Here is an 11,981-nt window from a genome sequence, read left to right as displayed (position 1 = left end):
AAACTTAGTAAAAGGATCATCATGGCCGATTTATTTTCTAGCTATCAATTAAAAGACGTCACCCTCAGAAACCGCATTGCGATTCCACCGATGTGCCAATATATGGCAGAAGACGGCGTTGCCAATGACTGGCACAAAGCCCACTACGCCACACTGGCACGCGGTGGCAGCGGACTGGTAATTGTCGAAGCCACCGGCGTCGCGCCAGAAGGCCGCATCACCCCTGGCTGCCTGGGATTATGGAACGATACGCAAACAGCACAACTGCGTGAAATTGCCGCCTCTATCAAGGCAGCAGGCGCAGTCCCCGGCATCCAGATTGCCCATGCCGGGCGTAAAGCCAGTGCCAACAAACCGTGGGAAGGCGATGACCATATTGCAGAAACCGACCCACGGGCCTGGCAAACCATTGCGCCTTCTGCCATTGCTTTTGGGGGTGATTTACCACGTGTGCCCAACGCCATGTCGATTGATGACATCCAGCGCGTCAAGCAGGATTTTGTCGCTGCGGCAAAACGCGCGCTTGATGCAGGCTTCGAGTGGCTGGAAATCCACTTTGCCCACGGCTACCTGGGACAAAGTTTTACCTCTGCACACTCTAACCAGCGTACCGATATTTATGGCGGCAGCTTTGAAAACCGCTCACGTTTTACCATCGAAACGCTGGAGGCCATCCGCGCAGTGTGGCCGGAAAACCTGCCACTCACCGCCAGGTTCGGCGTCATTGAATATGATGGCAAAGATGAGGAAACACTGAGTGAATCGATTCAGCTAGTCAAAGCCTGGCGTGAACGCGGGCTCGATATGCTGAGCGTGAGTGTTGGTTTCACCATTCCTGAAACCAATATTCCCTGGGGCCCGGCGTTTTTAGGCCCGATTGCACAACGCGTGCGCAATGAAGCGGGCATCCCGGTTTCATCCGCCTGGGGCTTCGGCGCACCATCATTGGCAGATAACGCTATCCGCAAACAAGAATTGGACTTAGCCATGATAGGCCGCGCGCATCTGGAAAACCCGCACTGGCCCTATTTCGCCGCCAAGCAATTGGGTAAAGACGATGCCGCCTGGGTATTGCCTGCGCCTTATGCACATTGGCTAGCCAGATATAGAAGCCCGACACTAGACTAAGCTTGCCCGGCGGGAAGCGGCACTGACCGTGTCGCCGCCTGCCAGGCCTGGCTCTTGAGCAAACATTCACTTAACCGATGTATTACTTGAATAATGCATCGTCATTAGCCGCGCAAAAATTGTATTTAAGTCGCTACTATTGCGATACAGCACCCCCTCACATGCCTGAGAATAAGCTGCATTTTTCGCGCGACGCTTGACCGCCATATGTCATAACAACCCCTCCCGACCGCCGTTAATGAAAATCATTATCACAATTTAATGGCATCAACAATTACATTTACGCCAAACATAGTAAATGTTAGTTAAATACCAGGTGTTTTAATGGGTATCTATTGCTTTTAATTTTGCAAGTTAGATACTGTAATCATTGTATTTTCGTTAATAGTTACCTAGGTAATTATTTTCACGATAGCCCAAACGGGTACTTGGAAACCTAAAAACAATACGTAAAATACAGTCATGAAATACGCAATTAAACTTGTATTTCATGTGACAAAAAAATATCTTTTCGGGAGATGATGATGAGCGCAATCGTTAAATTTATGAAGGATGAAGATGGCGTTGTCGCCATCGAGTATGTCATTATTGCTGCGGCACTGGTCGGTGTATTGGCTGCCGTTTTTTCTGGGATGGGTACCACTCTGACCACCAAGCTACAGGCCATTGTGAACGGTATCACCACCTAGAAACAATGTAGCGTATCGGGTTCAGCCTATGATATCCATTAAAACCTCTTACCCCAACGGTGAGAGGTTTTTTTGTTTCTGAACATGACGACTTACGCAGCACTTGGATTATGGTTACTGGCCGGGGTATTGATCTACGCCTGTTACACCGACCTTAGATTTCGCAAAGTGTATAACACACTGATTGTATTTGGCCTGATAAGCAGCTTGGGATTGTGGCTATTAAATGCCAGCGGGCCAGGCGGTGTGCAATGGTTACAAGGCGTGGGCTTAGCGTTCATGTGTTTTATGCCACTTTATTTGCTGAAAGGCATGGCAGCAGGCGATGTCAAGCTGGCCATGGTGGTCGGTGGCATTTTAGGTTCGGCGGCATGGATGCCAGTTGCGGTGTGTATCTATCTAGTTGGTGGAGTATTGGCGATGGGAGTGGTGTTAATGCAAAAACGGGGCATGCAACTCATCAGAAATGTGAATGCAATTCTGTTTTTCAGGTTACACCATACGCATATCCAGCTAGGTATGGAGGATGGGACAGATGGCATCAACAGTGTAGGCAGAATGCCTTATGCACTGGCGATTGCGATAGGTACTTTGATGGGGGTGTACACACAACATATGTAATCTGGCATTCGTGACCATTTCATTTGCAAGTTTTTTTCGAAAAAGAGAATAAAAATGAATATGCGTGCAATGACGATGCTGTTGTTTGCCTTGTTAGCAGCGATTGGAGCGGTTGTAGCGGCTTCCAAATGGTTGCAAACACGTTCGATGCAAACTGAAAAAGTAGTGGTGATGGTCAGCCCACTCAATATGGGTGAAAAAATCAATGTGGGCATGCTGAAACGCATCGATTGGCCCAAAACCAGTTTACCCGAGGGCTTCTTTGGCGAGGTCGAGAAGCTTGATGGTCGGGTGGTCAAATATAGCCTGCAAAATGGCGAGCCCGTGCTGGAATCCAAACTGGCGCCGGTTGGCTCTAAAGGCGGCTTATCTGCCGTGATTGCCGAAGGCAAGCGCGCAATCACTGTCAAAGTCAACGAAGTGGTGGGCGTGGCTGGTTTCGCGCTACCAGGCAATTACGTTGACATGATCGTCAATACCAATCAGGCCGAACGCAACGGCGACGAAGACAATATTTCCAAGATCGTCCTCAAGCACATCCTCGTGCTGGCCGTGGGCGATGACGTCAATGCCAATGCCGACAAACCCAAAGTCGTCAATGCCGTCACCCTCGAAGTCACCCCGGAGCAGGCAGAAATGATTGACCTGGCACGCAGTGTCGGCAACCTCTCCCTGGTATTACGCAATCAGGCCGACCCCGGCGACGTCGCCACCCAGGGTATCACCAAAGAAGCCTTGTTATCTTTGGTCCCTAAAAATACAGGACCGATGATGCCAGTGATCAGCAAACCCAGGGCGAAAAAAATGATTGTTGCGGCAGCGGCGCCAATAGTAGTGACTAAGAAATGTACCAAGGTATTCACAGGGACGACTGAGTCACTTGAGTGTTTTTAACTCAAAAAGTAAGTGAACAATAACTCAAACAATATTGAAAACCTTAGGTTTTCAGAGGGGGTCGATCATGGATTTCTTCTCATTGAAGAGAACGCATATCGCATTTGATCACAAGTCAAAATATGCGTTGAAGTTGTCTCTCCTGGCCGCGGCGTTCATCACTGCCACGTTGCCTTCCCTGTTGATTTCTGCTGAAAAAACCAAAGCGGCAGTCATTGAAACCAATGATTACATTGGCAATGGCGATGCCAACTGTGACGGCGAGATTGCCCATCCCACCACCATGCACCTGCCGCTGGGCAAGTCTACCTTAATGAGCCTGCCGGAGCCGCTGGCGACGCGCAGTGTGGGTGATGCGAGTGTGCTGCAAACCAAGCTGGTGTCATTAAAAACCCTGTATCTGCTTGGGGTGAATATAGGTACGACCAATATGATCATCAAAGGCAAGAGTGGCAAATGTACCTTTGTCGATGTGGTCGTCAATATGGATGCAGAAGGATTGCTGCAAACATTATCAGAACTGCTGCCAGAGGAAAAAAACATCAAGGTCACTGCCGCCGCAGATTCGCTCATCGTCTGGGGCTCGGTGGAGGATGCGCTGACGGCCAACCGGGTGATTGATATTGCACAGACCTTTGTCAGAAGAAGAACCATGCCGGTATTTGCCAGTGGCGACAACGCACAGATGCAAATGCAGATGCAGATGCAACAACAGCAACAATCACAGCAGCAGCTGAATAATCCGCTACTACAAGAGTTTGTGAACCCACGTATTGTGAACATGCTCTCGGTCTCAGCCCAGCAACAGGTCATGCTGGAGGTGAAAGTGGCCGAGGTGTCTAAAACCCTGCTGGATAAACTGGGCGCCAGTATCGCCCTCAGTAAAACCTCTGGCAGTTGGACTTACACCCTGTTGGGTAATTTCCTGTCGACATCGGGCAGCGCCACTGGCGGCTCGATTGGCGGCTTTAAGTCAGCCAACAAAAATTTCACCCTGGATGCTGAAAAACGCGATGGCTTAATCAAAGTGCTGGCTGAGCCAACCATTATGGCCATTAGTGGCCAGGAAGGTAGTTTTCTGGCCGGTGGCCGCATTTTCATCCCGGTGGCGCAAAATGCCGGCGCGGGCAACACCATTACACTGGAAGAAAAAGAGTTTGGCGTGGGCGTGAAATTTACCCCTACCGTACTGGCGGGCGGACGCATCAATTTACGCGTGGCGCCAGAGGTCTCTGAGCTCAATCGTGAAGGCATAGGCGTGACTGCTACCGGGTTTAGCGGTACGGCCATTTTACCGGCCTTCACCACCAGAAAAGCCTCGACCACTGTGCAACTGTTTGACGGACAAAGCTTCGCTATTGGTGGCTTAATCAAAAACAATACGACGGCCAATATCAAGGCTTTCCCGATTCTGGGGGAGATTCCGATCATTGGCGCGTTATTCAGAAGCTCGGACTTTCAGAACGATAAAACCGAACTGGTATTTGTGGTCACACCGCACCTGGTGAAACCGGTGAACCCGGCAGACATTGACCTGCCTACCGGCCGCCATACAGATCCTAGCCGCAAAGAGTTTTTCCTGGGCGGCAAACTGGAAGGTAAACCGGACGGAGATGCGCCAGCCAAGACCAACGCTGACGAAAAACAACCTGCAAAAAAAACTGATGAACCAAGCGCAGACAATGCGACTGGATACGATCTTAAATAGGATGCCAAAATGAAACCGCTAAATCTATATGTGTTGTTGGGAGTGGCCGTCGGTGTGTCAGCATGTCAAAGCACCATGCCACGATATGAACGCGAGTTTGGCGAAAGCGTCCGCAATACCTTGCAGGCGCAGATCATACACCCGGCTGCCGCCAATAATCCGGATCCCGTCAATGGGCTGGATGGCCGTGCCGCGCGTGACTCGATTAATAGTTACCAGAAGTCGTTCTCCAAACCGGTGCCGCAACCCAGTGTATTTAATTTCGGGGTGGGTGGCACGGGGTCGAATAACGGCACAGGCAACCAGTAGGCGTACCCAGGCAGCGTATCCGCATCATTGCCTGCCTATGGAGATCGATATGTTAATGACCAGACATTGCAAACAAAGTAAGCAGTCAGGTTCGATTGCGCTCATGGTATTGCTGTTTTTACCATTGCTGCTGGTAATGGGTGGCCTGGGCGCGGATTTAGGCAAACTATATGTGACTAAATCTGAACTGCAAAATGCAGCAGATGCCTGTGCGCTGGCTGGCGCGGCACAGTTTGATGGCTTGAGCAATGAGCAAACCAGGGCCTCCGGTGCCGGGCTGACCGTGGCGCAGAATAACCGTGCCTATTTTCAGAAAAATGCGATTGCCACTGGCGAGGTAACCATTACCTTTCCGAGCACATCCAATGGCGTCAATGGCAAATACCTGCGCTGCAGCATTACGCGCAGCGGTATCAGCAACTGGATTACGCCACTATTGAACCGCATAGGCGGCAGTGTGAATGCCACTCAGGCACTGACTGCGGTAGCCACCGCCACTACCCTGCCCTCACAAACGGCCTGTGCGATTCCGATCGGCATTTGCCAGCCGGATGTGGCAGGTAAAAATCCCGGAGACTGGCTGGCGGGCGTGGCTTCGCCGAATAACGGTAATAAAGATACCACGCTGTCCGGCCATTTCCGCTGGGTAGACTTCACCAGTGGCGGTGGCGGTGCCAATGAACTGGCGGATACGCTAAGTGGCCAACAGTCTACCGACTGTTCGGTAAAAGCCTCCGCAGATCAATATATCGGCACGCCAGGGTACAAAGCCTCTTTGCGGGATGATTTCAATACCCGCTTTGGTATTAAAAAGAAAAATACAGCCTCTTCCGGATATTTTCCGGATACCAGCGGCAAGGGCTATTACAACCCGGCCCAAACCAATCGTTATGCAGCTGATTTTTCACCAAACGCTGTGCCGAACAATACGCCCTACAGTGATATTTCGGGAATATCAATCAGCAACGCGTTTGCCTATATGCCAAGCACAGACCTGAAAGCCTATGGCACTAACCGGCGCGTAGCCATCGCGCCCGTGGTGGATTGCACCACCATGAAGCTCAAGTCATTTGTCTGTATCTTTTTGCTACACCCGATGCCGACCACCAGTGGGGCCAATTTCAATATGTATCTTGAATACCTGGGCAATGCCAGCACTTCTGTCACGCCTTGCAGCAAATCTGGCGGCCTGGTGGGCGGGGGTTCAGTGCTGGGGCCAAAAGTGGCTGCCTTGGTGGAGTGATCATGAACAATCGCACAACACATTCCGGAATCGCAGCCATCGAGTTGGCAGTGGTGCTGCCTTTCCTGATTATTGTCATGCTGGCCGGTGTAGACCTGGCAAAAACCATGTTCCAGTATAACGAGCTGGTCAAAAATGTGCGTGACGCGGGCAAATACCTGGCCGGGCATACACGGCCGATGAATTGCGCCTCTACCACCGACCCCGAGGTCCTGGCTTACAAAACGGTCATCACCGAGAGCAAAAACCTGGCCGTCTGTGGTTCGCTCACCAGTTGTTCAAAAGCCTCGGTCTCAGGACTATCCACCAGCAAAGTGCAAGTGCAATACCTGATGGTCGGCAGCGTGACCATGGTCAAAGTGGGCATCAACAGCATGAGTCTTTCTTATATCACCAAGCTGTTTTCCGGCTCACTGGCGCTGGGCAATATCTCCAGCACGTTTTATCAACCACAACTGGATACAGTCAGTACGAGCTGTAATCAATTGACATGAACACACGCAAATCACAACAAGGGGTCTATGCCATCGAGTTTGTACTGGTCTCGGGATTTCTGTTTCTGCTGCTGTTTTCGATTGTCGAACTGGGTAAGGTGCTGCACTACTACGATGCGGCCTCGCAGGCCACGCGCGCGGCCGCCCGCCTGGGCACGGTCTGTGCCCAGAATAGCAATGCCATCAAAACACAAGTCACCAGCCGCCTGCCCTTTGTCAGCAGCAGCAATGTAGTCGTGACTTACTTACCTGGCGGCTGCACGGTGGCCGATTGCAAGACCATTACCGTGGCCCTGAGCCAGGCCGTTTACACCTCGGCAGTGTTTGGTTTTAACGTAACCATGCCCAGCTTTACCACCACGCTCCCCAGAGAAAGCCTGGATAGTCAATATAACGCTAAGTGTAGTTAGGTGTTGATATGAAAATACTAATAATAAGTGAAAACAACCAAGTCATTCAAAGCCTGTCTGCCTTCCAGACGCTTTACCAGCGGGGCTTTGAATGTGTTGCCTATCAAACCAATCTGGTGAGCGCCAACCAGAAAATCGCCACCGAGCGCCCCGACGTGCTGATGATTGATGTCAGCCAGTCAGATGTCGCCGAGTTTGATCTGATTGAGCGCTACAAAACACAATACAGCCAGATGACCTTCATGTTGTTATCTGAGGAGGTCACCTCAGAAATGCTACTCAAAGGGATTCGGGCCGGTTTTTCTGAAGTGCTGGCGCTGCCACTGTCTGAGCAAAGCCTGATTGCAGCACTGGAACGTTATATGGCCAGGTCACGCGCCACACGGGGCGTCTCAACCAAAGTCATTAGCGTGATCTCCTGCAAAGGCGGTGCCGGCGCGACTTTCGTAGCGACAAATCTGGCTTACGTCATAGCCGAATATACCAACAAGCGCGTCTTGCTGATTGATGCCAACCCTTATTTTGGTGACGCCTGCATGTATTTGTCAGATGAACAAGCCAGCGCCTCCCTGGCCGAACTTTGCCAGCAAATTCACCGGCTGGATTATGCCTTTCTTGATTCCTCACTGATTGAAATCACGCCACGCCTGAAAGTGCTGGCAGCATCGGACAATCCTGCGCATGCCTCAGATGTCAAACCTGAGCATCTGGAAAAGATCATTGAGGTAGCGGGTAATTATTACGATTTGATCATCCTGGATTTGGGCCGCCACATTGATGCATTGACGGTCAAGGCGATGGACCTGAGCCATCAGATACTGCCAGTGGTGCAGTTAGTGCTGCCCTATATCCGCGATGCCAATTATTTGTACCGGATTTTCAGTTCCCTGGGCTACGCCAAGGAAAAAATCTATTTCCTGGTCAATCGCTACGACAAGAATGACAAGTTAAAAATTTCAGATTTTGAGCAAGCGCTGGGCTTAAAAGTCAGTGATACCTTGCCCAACGAATATGCCCTGGTGAATCACTGCATTAATCAGGGCGAGGCCGTTTACAAACTGAATCCAAAATCAGACATGGCAAAAAAACTTAAACAACTGGCTGAAAAGTTCACCGGTGAAAAAGTAGCCTGTGCCGGATTTTTTTCTAACCTTTTTAAATAGCCGGAGGCTGCATCATGTCCCTTCGTGAAAAATTGCAATCTACCAATAGCAGCTTTAACACTCACCATCATTCGCTGGTTGAGGGCGGCCAGGATGCCAGCGGATATTCTGCGCTGAAAAGGCAGATACATACCCAGATTCTCGATCGCATCAACCTGGAAAAACTGGCGACCTTGTCGGATGAGCAAATTAAAAAACAGATCAATGAACTGGTCAGCGTCATCGTCGACGAACAAAGCATTGCCCTCAACACGGCTGAAAGAGGTTCACTGGCCAGGGATATTCAATATGAAATGTTTGGCCTGGGGCCATTGGAACCGCTGCTGAGCGACCCGGCAATCTCGGACATTTTGGTCAATGGCTACAACCAGGTCTATATAGAACGCAAAGGCATGCTGGAATTAACGCAGGTGCAATTCCAGGATAACCAGCACTTGCTCAACATCATTGAACGCATTGTCAGCCAGGTCGGCAGGCGGGTCGACGAATCCAGCCCGATGGTGGATGCCCGCCTTGCTGACGGCTCGCGAGTAAACGCCATTATCCCGCCGCTGGCGCTGGATGGCCCAGTGATGTCAATTCGCCGCTTTTCGGTGAGCCCGCTGCTCACCGACGATCTGATCAAACTCAAAACCATGACGCCACAAATGGCGAACTTGATCAGCGCCTTCTCAAAATCCAAAATGAATGCGGTGATTTCGGGTGGTACCGGCAGCGGCAAAACCACCATGCTGAATCTGGTTTCAGGCTTTATCCCCAAAGAAGAACGTATTGTCACCATTGAGGACGCCGCCGAATTAAGAATGCAACAACCGCACGTGGTGAGGCTGGAAACCCGGCCACCCAATATTGAAAACAAGGGCGAAGTGACGCAAACCGCCCTGGTACGCAATGCCTTGCGCATGCGGCCAGACCGGATCATTTTGGGCGAAGTGCGCGGTGCCGAAGCGCTGGATATGTTGCAGGCAATGAATACCGGCCATGAAGGCTCGTTTGCCACTATCCATGCCAACAGCCCGCGCGATGCCCTGGCCAGGATGGAAAACATGGTGGGCATGGCAGGTGCCAATTTAACCTTGCTGGCGACCCGGCAACAAATCGCGGCCGCGATCAATGTGATTATCCAGGTCTCCCGCCTGGTGGATGGCACCCGCAAAATCGTCAGTATCCAGGAAATCACCGGCATGGAAGGTGAAACGATTGCCATGCAGGAGATTTATGGCTTCAGGCAAACCGGCGTCGATGAACAAGGCAAAGTCAGGGGCTATTTTTATGCCACCGGCGTTGTCCCTACCTTTATGCAACGGCTTAAATCCTATGGGGCTGCACTGTTAGAGTCCGACTTCGACCCGACAGTCAGGTATGAGGTGTAGCATATGAAAATCAATACACAACTCATGTTATTTGCAGTGCTTGGCTTCTTCGCCTGCTTTCTATTTTTTGAAGCGATTCTGCTGGTATGGAAAGAAAAACATAGCGCAGAAGCCAGAAAGCTTGCCAGCCGCCTCAAAGGCGTCGCCAGCGACAATGTTTACCGCCATGAAATCAGCATCTTGCGTAGCCGCATTCAAGACAGCCAAAGCCAACTGATCAAAATGATAGGCTGGTTCTTTGATATCCGGGAGCTGGATATCCTGTTGATGCAATCTGGCAAGCTATGGTCAGTCGAACAGTTTACCCGTTATATTTTCCTGTTCTTTGTGTCAGGCTTTTTAATCGGTCTGCTGCTTGGCGTTAACTGGATGTGGTGCACACTATTGGGTGCCGGTGCGAGCTTGCTACCTTTAATGCATATCTACATAGAGCGCAGCAAACGACTCAAACAGGTTGAGCAACAACTGCCGGATGCCATCGACTCCATGGCGCGCTCGCTGAAAGCAGGCCACTCCTTCCAAAGTGCCTTCAAGATTGTCAGTGACGAGTTCGCCGAACCACTGGCCGGAGAATTCCGCATCTCCCTTGAGGAAACCAATCTTGGTGTGCCACTAAGCGAGGCGATGTTAAACCTCAGTCGGCGCGTACCCATTACCGACCTCAAGTTTTTTGTGATTGCCATTCTGATTCAGCGCGAATCAGGCGGCAACCTTGCCCATGTATTGACCTCTATGAGCAAGATTATCCGTGACCGATTCCAGTTAATGCGTGACATCGACACACTCAGTGCCGAAGGCAGGACCTCGGCCTGGGTCATGTGGCTGATGCCGGTGATGATTGTGCCGTTAATGAGCGCCATTACGCCTTATTACGCCAAGCTCTTGTTCGGTACAGAAGTGGGACTGACATTATTGAAAATCGGTTTTGTCTTGATGATATTTGCAGGTTTATGTATGCGCAAGATTATTCAAATCAAAGTGTGATTGGCGGTCTATCATGAACGAAATTATTGTTTACATCTGTGTCTTCGTTGCAGTTTTTGCCCTGGCAATGTTTATGTTTTCGCTGTTCTCGCATGACAAATATGCGCGAAGGTTAAAGTCGCTACAAACCACGCAACAAAGCGCGCAACTCAAATCAGACGCGGATGAGGAGTTCGCCTTTAAAGTGGTCAAGCTGGTCGAACCGTTTGCCAAACTCACCTTGCCTAAAGATGGTTGGGAAACTTCGCCGCTCAAAGTGCAGTTCTTGCAGGCCGGCTGGCGCGGCGAATATGCGCCAAGTTTGTTCTTCGGCATCAAGACCATACTGACTTTTGCCATCCCGCTCTTGTTTTACCTGCTGTTTAAAGAGCAACTGTCACGTGACAACTCACTCAGCCTGGCCGTCATCCTGTTTTCAGGCGCGGCCATGGGCCTGGTGCTGCCAAAAATATACCTGGATTTTGTCATCAGCCAGCGCAAAGAAGAGATTCTGGGCGCGTTTCCAGATGCGCTGGACTTGCTGGTGATCTGTATGGATGCAGGCCTCAGTTTTGATCAGGCACTCACTCGCGTGTCACATGAAATAAAAATAAAATCAAAAATCCTGCACGATGAAATGGAGCTGATTTTGCTAGAAGTACGCTCCGGTAAAAGCCGTGAGCGCGCACTCAGGCATTTTGTCTTGCGTGTCGGCATTGAAGACATCAACAGTTTTGCCTCCATGATTATTCAGGCCGAGCGCTATGGCACCAGTGTCAGTGAGTCACTCAAGGTCAGCTCTGAAGAGTTGCGCTTAAAAAGAAAGCAACGCGCAGAAGAAAGAGCGGCAAAGATTCCAGTCAAGTTACTGTTCCCTGTGGCTTTCTTTATGCTGCCAACCTTGCTTTTTATTCTGGCGGGTCCCGCAATCATGGAAATATTCAGCGCGATCCATCTTGGCCCCTAGCATGTAAGGAGGAAGCTGC

13 protein-coding genes are annotated in these 11,981 nt (G+C 50.6%); all 13 read left to right on the top strand.

The window, feature by feature from the left end:
* Positions 1-21: 21 nt before the first annotated feature.
* Positions 22-1,128 (top strand): NADH:flavin oxidoreductase/NADH oxidase, encoded by a 1,107-nt coding sequence (locus tag B3355_RS09515; protein ID WP_292783115.1) that lies wholly within the window; start codon positions 22-24, stop codon positions 1,126-1,128.
* 524 nt (positions 1,129-1,652) lie between these two features.
* Positions 1,653-1,817, top strand: coding sequence for a Flp family type IVb pilin (locus B3355_RS09510; RefSeq protein WP_019882931.1), 165 nt, complete (start codon positions 1,653-1,655; stop codon positions 1,815-1,817).
* Positions 1,818-1,901: 84 nt separating this feature from the next.
* Positions 1,902-2,438, top strand: a complete 537-nt coding sequence (locus B3355_RS09505; RefSeq protein ID WP_024929265.1) for an A24 family peptidase — start codon at positions 1,902-1,904, stop codon at positions 2,436-2,438.
* 54 nt (positions 2,439-2,492) lie between these two features.
* Positions 2,493-3,332, top strand: a complete 840-nt coding sequence (gene cpaB, locus B3355_RS09500; protein WP_292783112.1) for a Flp pilus assembly protein CpaB — start codon at positions 2,493-2,495, stop codon at positions 3,330-3,332.
* A 67-nt stretch (positions 3,333-3,399) separates the two neighbouring features.
* Positions 3,400-5,040, top strand: a complete 1,641-nt coding sequence (locus tag B3355_RS09495; protein WP_292783109.1) for a type II and III secretion system protein family protein — start codon at positions 3,400-3,402, stop codon at positions 5,038-5,040.
* Between the two features lie 9 nt (positions 5,041-5,049).
* Complete coding sequence (locus tag B3355_RS09490; protein WP_292783106.1) at positions 5,050-5,349, top strand: hypothetical protein; 300 nt, start codon at positions 5,050-5,052, stop codon at positions 5,347-5,349.
* A 49-nt stretch (positions 5,350-5,398) separates the two neighbouring features.
* Positions 5,399-6,592: a pilus assembly protein TadG-related protein gene (locus B3355_RS09485; protein WP_292783103.1), complete on the top strand. Its 1,194-nt coding sequence runs from the start codon at positions 5,399-5,401 to the stop codon at positions 6,590-6,592.
* A 2-nt stretch (positions 6,593-6,594) separates the two neighbouring features.
* Entirely contained in the window at positions 6,595-7,086 is a 492-nt protein-coding gene (locus B3355_RS09480) for a TadE family protein (RefSeq protein WP_019882937.1), read from the top strand.
* Positions 7,083-7,496 carry a TadE/TadG family type IV pilus assembly protein gene (locus B3355_RS09475; protein WP_024929268.1) on the top strand — a complete coding sequence of 138 codons (414 nt, stop codon included), beginning with the start codon at positions 7,083-7,085 and terminating at the stop codon, positions 7,494-7,496. The genes B3355_RS09480 and B3355_RS09475 overlap by 4 nt, the downstream gene beginning before the upstream one ends.
* A gap of 8 nt (positions 7,497-7,504) precedes the next feature.
* Complete coding sequence (locus B3355_RS09470; RefSeq protein ID WP_047517121.1) at positions 7,505-8,659, top strand: AAA family ATPase; 1,155 nt, start codon at positions 7,505-7,507, stop codon at positions 8,657-8,659.
* Between the two features lie 14 nt (positions 8,660-8,673).
* Positions 8,674-10,032: a CpaF family protein gene (locus B3355_RS09465; RefSeq protein WP_019882941.1), complete on the top strand. Its 1,359-nt coding sequence runs from the start codon at positions 8,674-8,676 to the stop codon at positions 10,030-10,032.
* Positions 10,033-10,035: 3 nt separating this feature from the next.
* Positions 10,036-11,016 carry a type II secretion system F family protein gene (locus tag B3355_RS09460; RefSeq protein ID WP_232411484.1) on the top strand — a complete coding sequence of 327 codons (981 nt, stop codon included), beginning with the start codon at positions 10,036-10,038 and terminating at the stop codon, positions 11,014-11,016.
* Between the two features lie 13 nt (positions 11,017-11,029).
* Complete coding sequence (locus B3355_RS09455) at positions 11,030-11,962, top strand: type II secretion system F family protein (RefSeq protein ID WP_024929271.1); 933 nt, start codon at positions 11,030-11,032, stop codon at positions 11,960-11,962.
* Positions 11,963-11,981: the final 19 nt, after the last annotated feature.

This window comes from Methylophilus sp. UBA6697, from assembly GCF_002454655.1.
Taxonomy (GTDB): Bacteria; Pseudomonadota; Gammaproteobacteria; order Burkholderiales; family Methylophilaceae; genus Methylophilus.
Note: the sequence above shows the minus strand (reverse complement) of the source record. Positions and strands in the feature narration are given on the sequence as shown.

What these genes read in the sequence shown, in the direction of transcription:
- B3355_RS09475 (WP_024929268.1), top strand. Translation starts at nt 7,083, where the DNA reads ATGAACACACGCAAATCACAACAAGGGGTCTATGCCATCGAGTTTGTA.
- cpaB (WP_292783112.1), top strand. Translation starts at nt 2,493, where the DNA reads ATGAATATGCGTGCAATGACGATGCTGTTGTTTGCCTTGTTAGCAGCG.
- B3355_RS09480 (WP_019882937.1), top strand. Translation starts at nt 6,595, where the DNA reads ATGAACAATCGCACAACACATTCCGGAATCGCAGCCATCGAGTTGGCA.
- B3355_RS09455 (WP_024929271.1), top strand. Translation starts at nt 11,030, where the DNA reads ATGAACGAAATTATTGTTTACATCTGTGTCTTCGTTGCAGTTTTTGCC.
- B3355_RS09470 (WP_047517121.1), top strand. Translation starts at nt 7,505, where the DNA reads ATGAAAATACTAATAATAAGTGAAAACAACCAAGTCATTCAAAGCCTG.
- B3355_RS09485 (WP_292783103.1), top strand. Translation starts at nt 5,399, where the DNA reads ATGTTAATGACCAGACATTGCAAACAAAGTAAGCAGTCAGGTTCGATT.
- B3355_RS09490 (WP_292783106.1), top strand. Translation starts at nt 5,050, where the DNA reads ATGAAACCGCTAAATCTATATGTGTTGTTGGGAGTGGCCGTCGGTGTG.
- B3355_RS09515 (WP_292783115.1), top strand. Translation starts at nt 22, where the DNA reads ATGGCCGATTTATTTTCTAGCTATCAATTAAAAGACGTCACCCTCAGA.
- B3355_RS09495 (WP_292783109.1), top strand. Translation starts at nt 3,400, where the DNA reads ATGGATTTCTTCTCATTGAAGAGAACGCATATCGCATTTGATCACAAG.
- B3355_RS09505 (WP_024929265.1), top strand. Translation starts at nt 1,902, where the DNA reads ATGACGACTTACGCAGCACTTGGATTATGGTTACTGGCCGGGGTATTG.
- B3355_RS09460 (WP_232411484.1), top strand. Translation starts at nt 10,036, where the DNA reads ATGAAAATCAATACACAACTCATGTTATTTGCAGTGCTTGGCTTCTTC.
- B3355_RS09465 (WP_019882941.1), top strand. Translation starts at nt 8,674, where the DNA reads ATGTCCCTTCGTGAAAAATTGCAATCTACCAATAGCAGCTTTAACACT.
- B3355_RS09510 (WP_019882931.1), top strand. Translation starts at nt 1,653, where the DNA reads ATGAGCGCAATCGTTAAATTTATGAAGGATGAAGATGGCGTTGTCGCC.